The sequence below is a fragment of the Rodentibacter genomosp. 1 genome (assembly GCF_001999285.1).
Classification (GTDB): Bacteria; Pseudomonadota; Gammaproteobacteria; order Enterobacterales; family Pasteurellaceae; genus Rodentibacter.
The window spans coordinates 1-14,452 of the sequence record NZ_MLHN01000019.1 but is presented as its reverse complement, the minus strand read 5'-3'; the positions used below and the strand labels follow the sequence as shown (position 1 = coordinate 14,452).

14 protein-coding genes and 2 pseudogenes are annotated in these 14,452 nt (G+C 39.0%); 8 read left to right on the top strand and 8 right to left on the bottom strand.

What is annotated here, in order from left to right; genetic code table 11:
- Positions 1-52 precede the first annotated feature (52 nt).
- Positions 53-979 (top strand): site-specific integrase, encoded by a 927-nt coding sequence (locus tag BKK54_RS10065; RefSeq protein WP_077542947.1) that lies wholly within the window; start codon positions 53-55, stop codon positions 977-979.
- Positions 980-991: 12 nt separating this feature from the next.
- Here the strand turns inward: BKK54_RS10065 and BKK54_RS10060 are convergent.
- Positions 992-1,447, bottom strand: a pseudogene (locus BKK54_RS10060) (restriction endonuclease subunit S); the annotation flags it as partial.
- Between the two features lie 170 nt (positions 1,448-1,617).
- Here BKK54_RS10060 and rmuC point away from each other — a divergent pair.
- The 3 genes from rmuC (at position 1,618) to BKK54_RS10045 (ending at position 4,544) form a co-directional block, all read left to right on the top strand.
- Entirely contained in the window at positions 1,618-3,216 is a 1,599-nt protein-coding gene (gene rmuC, locus BKK54_RS10055; protein WP_432213700.1) for a DNA recombination protein RmuC, read from the top strand.
- 81 nt (positions 3,217-3,297) lie between these two features.
- Positions 3,298-3,852: a TIGR00645 family protein gene (locus tag BKK54_RS10050; protein WP_077542944.1), complete on the top strand. Its 555-nt coding sequence runs from the start codon at positions 3,298-3,300 to the stop codon at positions 3,850-3,852.
- Positions 3,852-4,544: a pseudouridine synthase gene (locus tag BKK54_RS10045; RefSeq protein ID WP_077542943.1), complete on the top strand. Its 693-nt coding sequence runs from the start codon at positions 3,852-3,854 to the stop codon at positions 4,542-4,544. The genes BKK54_RS10050 and BKK54_RS10045 overlap by 1 nt, the downstream gene beginning before the upstream one ends.
- A 35-nt stretch (positions 4,545-4,579) precedes the next feature.
- Here the strand turns inward: BKK54_RS10045 and BKK54_RS10040 are convergent, their stop codons facing one another.
- The 3 genes from BKK54_RS10040 to BKK54_RS10030 all read right to left on the bottom strand — a co-directional run bounded on the left by BKK54_RS10040 (position 4,580) and on the right by BKK54_RS10030 (position 7,284).
- Positions 4,580-5,476 carry a DMT family transporter gene (locus tag BKK54_RS10040; RefSeq protein ID WP_077542942.1) on the bottom strand — a complete coding sequence of 299 codons (897 nt, stop codon included), beginning with the start codon at positions 5,474-5,476 and terminating at the stop codon, positions 4,580-4,582.
- 67 nt (positions 5,477-5,543) lie between these two features.
- The gene (locus BKK54_RS10035; protein ID WP_077542941.1) at positions 5,544-6,560 is read right to left on the bottom strand and encodes an MBL fold metallo-hydrolase; all 1,017 of its coding nucleotides are present in this window, start codon (positions 6,558-6,560) and stop codon (positions 5,544-5,546) included.
- A 31-nt stretch (positions 6,561-6,591) separates the two neighbouring features.
- Positions 6,592-7,284 carry a DsbA family oxidoreductase gene (locus BKK54_RS10030; protein WP_347876296.1) on the bottom strand — a complete coding sequence of 231 codons (693 nt, stop codon included), beginning with the start codon at positions 7,282-7,284 and terminating at the stop codon, positions 6,592-6,594.
- Positions 7,285-7,383: 99 nt separating this feature from the next.
- On the opposite strand from BKK54_RS10030, the gene BKK54_RS10025 reads away from it, so the two are divergent.
- Positions 7,384-8,235, top strand: coding sequence for a LysR family transcriptional regulator (locus tag BKK54_RS10025; protein WP_077542940.1), 852 nt, complete (start codon positions 7,384-7,386; stop codon positions 8,233-8,235).
- 3 nt (positions 8,236-8,238) lie between these two features.
- On the opposite strand, the gene BKK54_RS10020 is transcribed toward BKK54_RS10025, so the two are convergent.
- On the bottom strand, positions 8,239-8,886 hold the full coding sequence (locus tag BKK54_RS10020) for a hypothetical protein (protein ID WP_077542939.1): 648 nt from the start codon (positions 8,884-8,886) through the stop codon (positions 8,239-8,241).
- Positions 8,887-8,947: 61 nt separating this feature from the next.
- Positions 8,948-9,631 (bottom strand): 2,3-diphosphoglycerate-dependent phosphoglycerate mutase, encoded by a 684-nt coding sequence (locus tag BKK54_RS10015; protein WP_077542938.1) that lies wholly within the window; start codon positions 9,629-9,631, stop codon positions 8,948-8,950.
- A 175-nt stretch (positions 9,632-9,806) separates the two neighbouring features.
- Between BKK54_RS10015 and envC the strand changes: the two genes are divergently transcribed.
- Both envC and BKK54_RS10005 read left to right on the top strand, forming a co-directional pair.
- Entirely contained in the window at positions 9,807-11,039 is a 1,233-nt protein-coding gene (envC, locus tag BKK54_RS10010; RefSeq protein ID WP_077542937.1) for a murein hydrolase activator EnvC, read from the top strand.
- Positions 11,039-11,881 (top strand): divergent polysaccharide deacetylase family protein, encoded by an 843-nt coding sequence (locus tag BKK54_RS10005; protein ID WP_077542936.1) that lies wholly within the window; start codon positions 11,039-11,041, stop codon positions 11,879-11,881. The genes envC and BKK54_RS10005 overlap by 1 nt, the downstream gene beginning before the upstream one ends.
- 148 nt (positions 11,882-12,029) lie before the next feature.
- Here BKK54_RS10005 and BKK54_RS10000 read toward each other — a convergent pair whose 3' ends face one another.
- Both BKK54_RS10000 and BKK54_RS09995 read right to left on the bottom strand, forming a co-directional pair.
- Positions 12,030-13,442: a glucose/sorbosone family PQQ-dependent dehydrogenase gene (locus BKK54_RS10000; protein ID WP_077542935.1), complete on the bottom strand. Its 1,413-nt coding sequence runs from the start codon at positions 13,440-13,442 to the stop codon at positions 12,030-12,032.
- A 225-nt stretch (positions 13,443-13,667) separates the two neighbouring features.
- A pseudogene (locus BKK54_RS09995) lies at positions 13,668-14,186 on the bottom strand (oligopeptide/dipeptide ABC transporter ATP-binding protein); the annotation flags it as partial.
- 55 nt (positions 14,187-14,241) lie between these two features.
- Here BKK54_RS09995 and BKK54_RS09990 point away from each other — a divergent pair.
- Entirely contained in the window at positions 14,242-14,448 is a 207-nt protein-coding gene (locus tag BKK54_RS09990; protein ID WP_432213699.1) for an oligopeptide/dipeptide ABC transporter ATP-binding protein, read from the top strand.
- Positions 14,449-14,452: the final 4 nt, after the last annotated feature.

Genomic DNA, 14,452 nt, shown 5'->3' with positions numbered 1-14,452 from the left:
TACATCACCATTCATCAGCATAAGTGAAATATATTCTTATAGGAGATTCATTATGAATGAGGTTACTTCAAATCAAGAGCTATTCCATCAATACTATTCACATTGGATTCATATTTATAAGGAGGGGGCGATCAGAAAAGTGACGATGTCGAAATATCTTCTGACGTTAGAGTGGCTCAAACGGCTCATTCCTAAGTTATTATTATGTGATCTTAATCGTATAACTTATCAAAAATTACTCAATGATTACGCTCGCTACCATGAACGGCAAACGACTATGGATTTTCATCATCAGTTAAAAGGAGCCATTTTAGATGCTGTTGATGAAGGACTATTAAGTAGAGATCCTACCCGAAAAGCGATTATTAAAGGTCGCCCGCCTCGGGTAAAAAAGCCTAAATATTTAAATCAATTTGAATTACATACCCTAATTACAAAGTTAAATTTAACAAAAGAACTTAATTGGGATTGGTTTATTTTATTGATTGCTAAAACAGGAATGCGCTTTTCTGAAGCACTCGCTATCACTCCGAAAGATTTTGATTTTTCACATCAAACATTGTCAATTAATAAGACATGGAATTATAAAGAGGGGGGCGGTTTCTTACCTACAAAAAATCGCTCCTCAGTGCGTAAAATTCCACTTGATTGGAAAACTATTATTCAATTTTCAGATTTAATTAAAGATATGCCTGAAGATCAGCCAATTTTTGTTAAGCAAAAGATTTTTAATTCCACCGTGAATGACATTCTGACTCGCCGATGTAAAAAAGCGAATGTTCCGATTATTTCGTTGCATGGTCTCCGTCATACTCATGCCTCATTGCTCTTATTTGCTGGGGTTTCTATTGCCAGTGTTGCTAGGCGATTAGGACATTCAAATATGACAACAACGCAAAAAACCTATTTGCATATTATTCAAGAATTGGAAAATCGAGATATTGATCTTGTTATGCGTTCATTGTCAAATTTAAGTTAATTTTACATTACATCACTTATGCTGATGAATGGTGATGTAGCGGTCAAGTGCGGTGAAAAATGTGCCGATTTTTTGTTGTTCTTGTGGCAATTTAGGATAAAAAATTATGAAATTTTCCACATCTTTTTTAGATACTGATGGAATATTGGCTGCTTGTTGAAAATCAACAAATAAATTTTGTCTATACTTCATAAAGTTATATACAAATTCAAGATTATAATTTTTATCACTAAGATCAATTGAATAGCAACTATTTCCAGCCCAATATTTACCTTTAACTAAATTAACAAACCCTGCATTTGCCCCTCTAGCACTAACGATAATTTTATTTCCATCATTATTAAAATAATCATAGAATCCCGTATAAGAAGTTCCTCCATTATAAACAGGATACGGACTGTCAGGACGCTGCTTCGTTTTAATAACAAATTCTCCAATTGTAACTTTAGCTAACTCCCCCAACTTCCTCTGTTCCCAAGCGTCAGTTTTATAGTATCAATAAAATAATGAAATTTTACGAATAAATCGGCTATACCAATATTGTCTCTAAAATTAAATAAAGGGTGGTCAGTTTTCTATTCTAGTGACGTCTTCCTATATGATAAAATCCGCAAAAATTTTGAGATTTATTTATGACAATGTGGATAACCCCCTCTTTTCTTACACTTCTTGGCATATCGCTTTTTATTCTTATTATTCTCTTTTTTCTACTGGCTCGCCGTATGCGTGATGTTCAAGAATTACAACAAGATTTGAATAAAACTAATCATGATTTTAACCAACTTGCCGAGCGTTTTGATTTGCTCAATCAACAAAAAAATCTTTTGGAACAGCGAGCGGTGAAATCCCAAACAGAAAGCGAAGGGCTACAAATTCGATTAAACGAGCGTGATGAAAAAATTTCTTACCTTGCCAAAGAATTAGATGAAGAGCAGGCTCGCAATGAACAAATCGCCACGCAGCTCACTGCATTGAAAGAACATTTTGGTATAGCCTCTGCACAGGCTGAGAGTTTACAAAGCCAACTACAACAAAGCCAGAGCCATCTCTTGCGTAAAGAACAAGAGCAACAAAATTTAACGGAAAAATTGACCGCACTTTCTCAAGAACTGACCGGTTTGAAAACCACTTTGGCAGAAAAAGAAAAACATTTTGCTGAACAGCAGCAAAATATTGAGCAATCGAAACAGCAACTCGGTATTGAATTTCAAAATCTCGCCAATCGTATTTTGGATGAAAAAAGTCGGTCTTTTAATCAAACTAACCAAACGGCCTTGGAAACCTTGCTTAAACCTTTCCGTGAGCAAATTGAAGGTTTCCAAAAACGGGTGAACGAAATCCATTCGGAATCACTAAAAGGCAATGCCGGTTTAGAAGCAGAAATTAAGAAAGTATTGGAAATCGGCTTAAATATGTCGCAAGAAGCGAATAATTTAACCTCTGCATTAAAAGGTGAAAAGAAAACGCTTGGTAATTGGGGAGAGGTGCAATTAGAACGGGCATTACAGCTTGCCGGTCTGGTTGAAAACGTACATTACAGTGCACAAGCCCATTTTAAAGATGAACAAGGCGGACGGAATTATCCTGATTTTGTACTGAATTTACCCGATGAAAAACACCTCATTATTGACAGCAAAATGTCCCTCATCGCCTATGAAAGTGCGGTCAATTCTGAGGATGATTTTGAGCGTGAGCGTTTACTTCGAGAACATATTAAAGCCTTAAAAAATCACATAGATGATCTAAACAAAAAGGATTACAATAATTTAATCGGTATACGTAGCCCAAATTTTGTACTGATGTTTATCGCTGTTGAACCGGCCTATATTGAGGCATTAAAACTGGATGCCAACCTCTTTAATTATGGTTATGAAAAAAACGTCATTCTGGTGTCGCACACAACCTTAATGCCAATTCTGCGTACAGTCGCCAACCTATGGCGTATTGAGCGAGGCAATGCGGAAGCTAAAGAAATAGCCGAAAAGGCAGGAGAAATTTATAACCAAATTTGCTTAGTCGCAGAACGTTTGAATAAATTAGGTAATACTCTATCAACTGTCAGCAATCAATATAACAGTACTGTAACCGCGTTAGTGGGACAGCAAGGCTTAGTTGGTAAAGTGGAGCGCTTTAAGGATTTATCCGCCAAAGCCAACAAGATCATGCCGAGCGTAGAATTATTAAATAATGACGTAGATTTAAGCCGTTTAACTCTAATCTCTCAAGAAAAAAAATAATCGCTATATTGCCATTTGTAAAAATGGTTGCTATTTTTTGGCGACTTTTTATTTATTGATAAACCATGTTAGGAAAGAAAAATGGAACAACAAAAACCTCAACCCGATCCCTATACAAAATATAATGAGCAATCCAGTACACTCGGTAAGATGATTTTTAGCAGTCGTTGGCTACAATTACCCATTTATTTAGGGCTCATTGTCGTACAGGGAATTTATGCCTATAAATTTATGAAATCCCTTTGGCACTTGATTACTCATGTTAATGAAATGGATTCCGAAACTATTATGTTAGCGGTCTTAAATTTGATTGATGTGGTGATGATTGCCAATCTATTAGTGATGGTCACACTTGGCGGCTATGAGATTTTTGTGTCCAAATTAAGAACCCGTAATCACCCCGATCAACCTGAATGGATGAGCCATGTTAATGCCACCGTGCTCAAAGTTAAACTTTCCATGTCAATTATCAGCATTTCATCCATTCATTTGCTTCAAACTTTTGTCAATGCGGCAAAAATTCCGGAAAAAACGATTATGTGGGAATTATTACTCCATCTTGGTTTTCTTGTATCAGCCATTGCTTTAGCATATACCGATAAAATTTTATACAGCACTAGCCACAAGAATCACTAATGATGAACAAAATCTGCGCACGTAAAAACGCCAACAAAAAGAACGTTGGCGTTTCCTTTACCTTGCCAAAAACTCAATACTCAAGCGCGAAAAAAATCGCACAAACCCAAGTCATTCTTTTCAACAAACCTTTCAATGTGCTCAGCCAATTCACAGATGAGAATGAGCGGGCAACACTCAAGCATTTTATTCCAATTCCCCATATTTATGCCGCGGGACGATTGGATAGAGATAGTGAAGGCTTACTCATTCTCACCAATAATGGGGAATTACAACATCGCCTTGCAGATCCTCACTTTAAAACCGAAAAAACCTACTGGGTTCAAGTAGAGGGTGAACCCAATGAGCAAGACCTCATCCCTTTGCGTCAAGGTATCCAACTTAAAGATGGCATGACAAAACCGGCAAAAGTGCGGTTGATTCCTGCCCCCAATTTATGGGCTCGCACGCCACCTATCCGTGAACGAAAATCCATTCCCACCTCTTGGTTAGAGATAAAAATCACTGAGGGGCGAAATCGCCAAGTGAGACGAATGACTGCCCACATTGGTTTCCCAACACTGCGTTTGGTTCGTTACGCCATAGGAAAATTTTCCATTGAAGGGCTACCAAATGGCAAATATCGAGAATTATCTAAAAGGGAAATTGAGGAATTATTTTTCTGCCTCAAACTCAGCCAGTATCAATGCTAGCAACCCTGGATTCCAGAGTATTCTTATTGAAAAATCTATCTATAACGATTGATTAATTGTCGAATGCCATTAATATTCAATCGATATAGAACTAATGCCATTAAAATAAAAATACAGCCGATAATTTTAGATATACTCATCACTTCTGCCATAAAAATCACACTAAGCAACATTGTCCATACAGGTTCTAGAATCATGATCAATGCACCGTTACCCATATCACTCAGCTTTTGCCCTAAGGTTTGAAGGAAAAAACGAAGATTTGTACCAATCAAAATACTTAAGCCTAGCCATATCCAAGTGTTTGAGCCAATTTGTGTTGGAATTGATTCAACCATGAATGAATAGATGCCACAAAAAGCCCCAACCATACTAAGCTGAATTGTTGTCAGCGCTAATACCGGAACAAATTGAGCGTAATGGCGATTAAGCACAAATTGAATAGCCGCCCAAAGTGCTGTGAGCAAAAAGAATAGCGTATCAAGTTGAACACTTTCGCTAGAATCGCCCCCACCCGACGCCAAGAAATACATTCCGATGACCGCAACAGGTAATGCAAACCAAAATTGTATGATAGGACGTTGTTTGTAAATACCCCATGCAATCAATGGGGCAGCAAGCATTGCCAAGCTTAATAGAAATGCCCCCTTTCCTAATTCGGTAGTAAACTTTATGCCCAGCACCCAACAAAATAAATATAAGCTAAAAGAAAATCCGACTAACATGCTTTGTTTCCATTGTTGTGTATTGAGACCACATAATTGTTTCCAAGCAAAGGGAAGAAAAATTAATGCGGCAGCGGAAAAACGCAAACTCACAAAGGCAACGGCAGGTAATTCGGTAATAGCATTTTTTGAAAATAGCCAACCCAGTGCCGCGGCAATTGTTGCTATAAACAGTATCCATTCTCCCCGATATTGGTGAAATAGCATAAAACAACACCTCATAAAATGACCGCACTTTTCCTTTTTCAATGGCAGAAATGCGGTCAAAATTTAGTTAATTTTTACGAAAAATACGATATTCAACAGGGATCCAACGATACCCTCCTTCTCTTTCTGCTTTCAAATGTCCTAATCCGGGGAAGGGTAAATGTGCTCCCGCAACCAACATTTTGTCTTTCACAATTTCAGGTAGCATATTCATACGGCTTTTACGTGCTGAAATGGAATCCGCATCAAAGTCAACAGCGACTTCAGGGTGTTTCATTTGAATGGCGTGGTTGTGCATTAAATCTCCCCATACAAGCATTTTTTTGCCTTTTGATTCGAAAATGAAACCACTATGCCCTGGTGTATGGCCAAATAATGGAATAGATTTCACATTTGGAATCACTTCATCACCGGCATTATAAAATTTCACCTTATTCGCTTTTAAATAGGGGGCGGCGGCATCACGAGACCATTGTACAAAAGGCTTGGCATTCTCTGAGATTTTATCCATTGCGGTATCCAGCCAAAAAGATTTTTCTTGATTAGATAAATAAATCGTTGCATTAGGAAAGACCATTTTGCCATTTAACGTGACACCACTGAAATGATCAGCGTGCATATGAGTAGGTAGAATGATATCAATCTGTTCAGCTTTATATCCAGCAGCTTCAAGACTTTGAAGCAATATACCTTTTTCATCAATAAAAATCGGCGCTTGCACATCACCTTTACCCGCATCCACCAAAATTAAGTTCTCTCCGGTATTGATTAAAAAAGCAATAATCGCCGTATCAACCCCGCCAGTGGAAGTACGAGGGGAAAACTCATGATTAATCATCGCCTCTAATTCTTCTTGGCTAAGTCTGCTATAATTAGCAAACAAAGCCGAATCTAAAGAAGCGGTACCATCATATAATGCGGTTACTTCAAAATCTCCCAACATCACTCGATAGTAACCAGGGACTTGGGTTAATTGCATGGGAACAATATTTTTAGCGGGCGTGTAGATTGGTGAAGCGAATGCCGCACTCATAGACACGGCAAGTACCGTACCGGTGAATAAACTGACTAATTTTTTATTCATATGTCCTTTCCTCATATTGAAAATTTATATATTAATGACATCCGTCAATCCCACAACTTACCCCTTGAGCAAATTGAGTATTATTAGCTTGATATATTTGCTCAAGCAGTAATAAGAATTGTTCGGGTGGTTGTGAGCCCAGCACAGAAATTTCACCATTAATCATAAAAAATGGTACGGCTTCTACACCAATTTGTTTGGCTTGTTCTTCATCGCTGCATACCTCATCAGACAGTAAATCATCATCTAGAAATTCCATTACCTCCGTTTCGTTCAGACCAATATCAGCCGCCAATCTCACTAAATTTTCACAATCTGCGAGGGGAAGATTCTCAACAAAATAGGCTTTCATCAAGCGTTCATGCATTTCCTCACCTTTACCTTTTCTTTCAGTAAATTTTGCCAAACGATGAGCGGTAAACGTGTTTGTGTTTTGAGTGTTTTCATAATTCATCGCAATCCCTGCTCGTATTGCTAAACTCTCAATATTGCGAATCATCTCAAGAGCTTCCTCTGCAGTTTTATGGTATTTCCATTCAATACGCTCTTGTGTTGTACCTGTTACTTCACTTCCCACTTGTGGATATAATTCATAAGCTTTATGAATGATTTCCACGTTTTCTGCATATTCAAATTGCGCTAATGCTTGCTCTAAATAACGCTTGCCTATATAACAAAATGGACAAGCATAATCCGAGTACACTTCAATTTTGATTTTCTTCATTTTAAGTTCCCGTTTTGTAAAACACGCCGCAGTTTACTTCTTGCTTATGTTCAATAAAATACATAAAATGCACAACATTGTTTATTTATACACAATAAAATGAACTTAGACTGGAACGATCTGCATTATTTCATCCTGTTAGTTGAAAAACAGACTCTAACCGCAGCGGCAAATGTACTTGAAGTAGAACATTCCACGGTTTCCCGTCGAATTGAGCGTTTAGAAAAACAACTTGAGATACATTTATTTAATCGCATCAACAAACGTTATTTGCTGACAGATGAGGGGAAGCACCTATATCATGAAGCAAAAAAATTACAGCTTAATATTCAACAATTTACCCAAGCAGCAAAAGATCATAAACAGCTGTTAAGAGAAGTGGTTGTCTCTGCACCACCATTTGTCGCCAAAGGCGTGCTAAGTCTAAAACTGAGGGAATTTTATCAACGCTTTCAGAATATTCGATTAATTCTACAAAGCGAGACAAATATCAGTAATTTACACCAACGTCAGGCAGATATCGCCTTACGCATCGCTAAGCCACAACAAAATGATTTAGTCGCCAAACGCCTACATGACGTTGTTTACAATTGGTATGCCCATCCTCAATATCTTTCTGATAACTCGCCAAACCAATGGCAATATCTTAGTTTAAATTTAAGTGGAGAGCATAGCAATTGGTTAAAAACCCAGCTATATAATAGACCAATCATATTTGCTTGTAATGATTTCCAATTAATGAAAACCGCGATTAGCCAACAAATCGGTATTGGATTATTACCAGATTGCTATGCTAAGACATCAAATCTTGTTCAAATTGAAGAATTAGGTTCATTTAATTCCCCTATGTATTTGGTTATGCACCAAGATGTTCGCCATTCAAAAAAAGTGAGGATAGTGGCTGATTTTTTAGTAGAGATCCTTGGGAAAATAACCCCCCTGTCTCTTTAACGATCAAAACATTGCTTGCGCGTTTTCTACCTGAACAAAAAATCCATTTTCATTTAAAATTACGCTGTAATTCGTTTGATATTTTTTTCCATTGGTTTCCACTAATGCATAACAACTACGAATACCTTGTTGTGGATAATATTGCGTTTCACGAGTTTGGCTCGTTTGTTTTACCGTCATTGGTGTGCCTGTCGCCTTGCCTTGTTGTTTAAATGCGTCAGAAAGAACCTTCATCACCTGACTATCTTGGCATTTCGGCGCAATGACGTTTTTTTTAGCTTGGCTAAGTGGCATAGATTTCGACACCTCATTTTTAGTATCTTTCTCCACCACACTTTGCTGCGTTTTATTGTTCTTATTCGATTTCTTTATCTCTTTTTGAGCTGTTTTTTGTCCTTGTGATTTCGTACTTTTTTTATTTGCGATAGTTTGCTTTTTAACCGTATTTTTCTCCGATTTTAAGGTTGATTTTTTCTGTACTGTTTTTTTACTCGCGACCTTCTTGTCCTTGGCTTTTTTCTCTACATTTTTTACTGGTAATTTTTTACTCTGCTGAACCCTTTGTTTCGGGGTATGATGAGCCGGCACAGCCATCACTGTCGTGGTCACAAAAGCCAATAAAAGCAAAAAAATACGGATTAAGTTGTTCATTAACATCTCCTTAAACAAAAAGTGCGGCTAAAATTAACCGCACTTTTAATCAAATTAAAAATTAAAGGTAGTAATGTTCTACATAGTTTAATTTGTCGTCAAGTTTTAATACTAACGGCTGACCGGTCGGAATTTCAAAATCCATAATTTCTTCATCAGAAATACCGATAATATGTTTTGCCAACGCACGAAGGGAGTTACCATGTGCCACAACCAAAACACGTTTACCGGAAAGCATTGCCGGTGCAATTTGATCTTCCCAGAATGGAAGCGCGCGTTCTAGGGTAAGTTTTAAGTTCTCTGCATTTGGCACCACATCAGATGGAAGATTTGCATAACGACGGTCATTGTGTGCAGAATTTGGATCTTTTGGATCTAAATCCGGCGGGGAAATATCATAAGAACGGCGCCAAATATGTACTTGTTCATCACCATATTGTTCTGCCGTTGCTTTTTTATCCAAGCCTTGTAATGCACCATAATGACGCTCATTTAAACGCCAGTTTTTCACTTGAGGAATCCATAACTGATGCGATTCTTCCAACACGATATTACAAGTTTTAATCGCTCGGGTTAATACTGAAGTAAACGCAATATCAAATTCATAGCCTGCATCTAATAATTTTTTACCTGCCGCTTTAGCCTCTTCCACACCACGTTCGGTTAAATTAACATCACGCCAACCGGTGAATAAATTTTTCGCATTCCATTCACTAAAACCGTGACGAATGAATACTAATTCCATGGGGATCTCCTCATATTTTAACTAAAAAAGAATGCGCACTTTATAGCAAAAAATCCCTTTGTTTAAAAGCAAAAAGGCAGGATTTCCTGATCTTCCGCAAAAAATCCGAGCGAAACTTTTTCGCCTTTCAACAAATATGATAAGATTTGCGCAGTTTTGTGAATTAGGATGAATTATGTCGCTTTTTCTCTTCCGCCCAAAAACATCATCGATTTTAACCGCACTTTTTTATTGTGCGGCGTTGTTGTTTTCAGCCAATAGCCAAGGTGCCGATCTCAACCAAATTCAACAACAAATCAAACAACAAGAATCTAAACTTGCCGAACAAAAACGTGAGCAGGCAAAGCTCCAATCCACCCTAAAAAATCAAGAAAGCCAAATTAATTCCGTCGTAGGCAAATTGCGCGAAACAGAACTCAGCCTTAAAGAGATTCGTAAACAAATTTCAGAAGCAGATAAACAAATCAAACAATTAGAAAAACAAGAACGCGAGCAAAAAGCAAAACTTGCCAAGCAAATTGATGTGATTTATCGTTCGGGATTAAATCCCTCCGTGTTAGAAAGAATGCTATCGGAAGATGCCCAAAAAGCGGCTCGAATGAAGGTGTACTATGAGCATTTAAATCAAACACGCATTGAGATGATTCATCATCTGCAAGCGACACAAGCACAGATTGTAAAACAAAAAGAAGCTATTTTAGGGCAACAACAAAGCCATAAAGATCAACTATCAACGCAAAAAAAGCAGCAACAAGAATTAGAAAAAGTTCAACGTGAACGCCAATCTACATTAAATGAAATAAATAGAAATATTAATAAGGATCAAAATAAATTAGAACGTTTACGTGCTAATGAAACGGCATTACGCCAAGAAATTCAACGTGCAGAACAAGCAGCCCGCCAACAAGAACAACGTGAGCGGGAGGCTTTGACACAACGTAAACAAGCGGAAGAAAAACGCACCGCTAAACCCTATAAACCTACGGTACAAGAGCGTCAGCTAATGAATAGTACCAATGGTTTAGGTTCGGCTAAACGTCAGTATAGTAAACCGGTAAACGGTTCAACGCTATACGCATTTGGCTCCACTCAAGCCGGTGAAGCCCGCTGGAAGGGGATGGTCATTAGCGCTCCAAACGGTACGCCCGTACGGGCTATTGCCAACGGTCGGGTCATTCTAGCGGGTCAACTTAACGGCTACGGATATATGGTGATTATCAAACACGGGGATAGCGATCTAAGTTTATATGGTTTCAATCAAGCGGTTTTCGTTAAACCAAATCAACTTGTTTCAGCCGGACAAACCATTGCACAGGTGGGCAATACTGGTGAAGTCTCCCGTCCGGCATTGTATTTTGGTATCAGCCGTAAGGGTGTTCCGGTCAATCCGGCAGGGTGGATAAAATAATGAATGTTTCATTAAAAAATGCGATCAAAAATTTCACTCTTTTTTCTACCGCACTTTTCTCAACTTTAGCCATTGCGCAAAGCAAACTCGCCATCGTCATTGATGATGTGGGCTACCATCCTAAAGAAGATGCAGCAATTTTTTCAATGCCTCGTGAAATCTCTGTGGCGATTATCCCCGTAGCCCCCTACGCCAAAGCCCGTAACCAAGAAGCCAAAAATCAAGGGCGTGATATTCTGATTCATATGCCTATGCAACCCATAGGGCAAACGAAAATTGAAGAAGGCGGACTACATTTAGGTATGTCAGCAGAACAAGTCATACAACGTGTTCAAGCGGCTAAAAATATCGTGAACTATGCGATAGGAATGAATAACCACATGGGGAGTGCCGCCACTGCAGACAGCACACTAATGCGCCACCTTATGAGTGCACTTCATGAACAACGTTTGTTCTTTTTAGATAGCCGAACAATCGGGCGTTCCGTTGCCGGAAAAATCGCTAAAGAACAAGGTGTACGTTCACTTGATCGTCATATTTTCTTAGATGATAGTAATGAATTTTCTGATGTACAGCGCCAGTTTCAAGCCGCTATTCAATATGCGAGAAAACACGGCACAGCTATCGCTATCGGGCATCCTCGGAAAAATACGGTAGCCGTTCTCAAACAAGGCTTACAACATCTCCCCTCAGATATTCAACTTGTTGGAATAGGAAGCTTATGGCGAAATGAACGTATTGTCCCACCAAAGCCATTTATTTTATTGTTTAACGATATTCCAGCACCAACTTCCACCGCCCCCTACGAGCCGGTACCACTATTGCGCGGTGTACCCAAGTAAAGCACCACTTTTCTTGATTTATTAATAGGGAAAGATAGTAATATCAATAAACAATTTTGCTATATCAAAGATAGACTATTCCACCCCTCTTTCATCTCTGACCAATAAAAATCTGCACCTTCAACACTCAAGGTGCGGATTACCGGTCTTATTTCGCCTCAAATACCAAAATTGCGCCTGAGTTTTGCATTTGCATGTTTTGTTTGCTGTCCAATCCAAGTGAAGCGCCTGCTGTATCAGTCATCACGTAAATTTTGCTACCATCGTGGTTGACTTCCACATTACGGTAGCGATTCGGGCTGGTGAAATGTTTGTAGAGTTCACCTTGAACATCATCACTGTTACCATTCAATGGCATACGATAAATTCCGCCACTTTTCAGCCCTGATACTAAAATAGAATTACGCCACTCTTTCACTTTGCCGTCTTTCGGATAGTAAGCAATGCTTGAAAGTGCCGCAGTTGGCCAACATAAATAACTGGAATCCGGACAATTCGGATCGAACATATTATGTCCATTACGTACGGTGAAGAAAGTTTTTAGCGGATTACGATAATTTTCTTCCTGTTTAAAATCGGTCTCTTTTTGCGCCACCATTTTATTTGGCGCTTCCCCACCTGAGGTTTCAAATTTCGTATCGCCGATGGTTTCCGGTAAAGTATTACATTTGTCTGCTGTCGCGTAACTGGTATAAACATAATTTTGATTATCTGGATAACCTGCCACGTGTGGCCAACCATAGTTCGCACCGGCTTCTAATAAATTCACTTCATCATCAGACCCCGGACCTTGTTCTTCTTGGAATAACTTATCGCCTACAAATACAATGCCCTGTGGATTACGATGTCCATAGGTATAAACATGGCTTCTCACGCCATTAATGACCGGATTATCTTCGGGAATCGAACCATCAATATTGAAACGCAAAGTTTTTCCTTCATAAGCAGCAAAATCTTTGTTATCCACCTCTTGTTGGGTCGGTAAGCGTTGCGCACGATCCGCATAGCAAGTACGGGAATATTGGTTAGCGCCTTGATTACCGATAGTATAGTAAAGTTTTCCGTCCGGTCCTAAACGCAGGCGACCACCTTGGTGATCGGTGAAAGAAGCCAGGTTATCTAACACAATCTCCGTTTTTTCCACGTTACGGGCGTTTTTATCCAAAGTGAGTTTGACGATTTTAGTATGTTCTTGACCGTCTTTTCCTTTATACGCATAGGCAGCATAAAGTATATTGTCCCCTTTGCCTGATAAAAAATTCGGATCGAGCGTTAAACCTAACAACCCTTGCTGTTGTCCACCGTTTACCACATCATCAAAATGATGAATCACTTGGTGTTTGCCAGTTTCCGCATCCACTAATAAAATATTGCCACCTACTTCCGTGACCCAAAGCTGCCCGTTCCGGTCAATCGCCATATCCCACGGGCTTTGCAACCCCTCTACTAAGACTTTACCGCTAAACGGCTCCGCCTGCTGAGTATTAAATGTATCACCAACTTTGGCAAAAGAAGTCGAAGTGATTAGCCCTAAAGCCAAGAAAAGTGCGGTCTTTTTCATAAAAGTTCCTTATGTATTGTAAAAAAGTGATGAATACTAACATAGTTACTTAGGGAAAATATAGAGTTATCAACCCTTGCAAGTTATTCCCATTTTCTCACCATATCCAGATGAGGAATACCCTCTTCCAAATAGACATCTGATAACGCTTTAAATCCAAAATATTCATATTGAACATAGCCCAAAAAACAAAATAAGGGGATTGCCTCTCCCTTTTTATTCCCCCTACACCTTCAAACATGCCACAAAATGAGTGCCGTTATCAGTATTAAATGCCGGTTTTTGTGTACTACAACGTTCATCTGCCAACGGACATCTTGTACGGAAGACACAACCTGAAGGCGGGTTAATCGGAGAAGGAAGATCGCCTTCTAACAGCTGAATATTTTTATTTCGTTCCAATTTGGGAGCGGGAATCGGTACAGCAGACATCAAAGCTTTGGTATAAGGGTGTTTAGTGTGATGATACACTTCATCATCACTTCCCAATTCCATGGCGTTGCCTAAATACATCACCAATACACGGTCGGAAATATGTTTTACCACTGCAAGATCATGGGCAATAAAAATCAGCGACAGTCCCATTTCTTCTTGTAATGATTTCAACAAATTCACCACTTGGGCTTGAATAGATACATCCAATGCGGAAACTGGCTCATCACAAATAATCATTTTCGGCTCAATAATTAATGCACGGGCAATACCAATACGCTGACATTGTCCCCCTGAGAATTCGTGCGGATTGGGAAGTGATGATGAGGTATACAATCACACTAAGCACCCTTACACCAAAGCGCTAATGTCTGCGGTACCGATTCCCGCTCCCAAATTGGAACGAAATAAAAATATTCAGCTGTTAGAAGGCGATCTTCCTTCTCCGATTAACCCGCCTTCAGGTTGTGTCTTCCGTACAAGATGTCCGTTGGCAGATGAACGTTGTAGTACACAAAAACCGGCATTTAATACTGATAACGGCACTCATTTTGTGGCATGTTTGAAGGTGTAGGGGG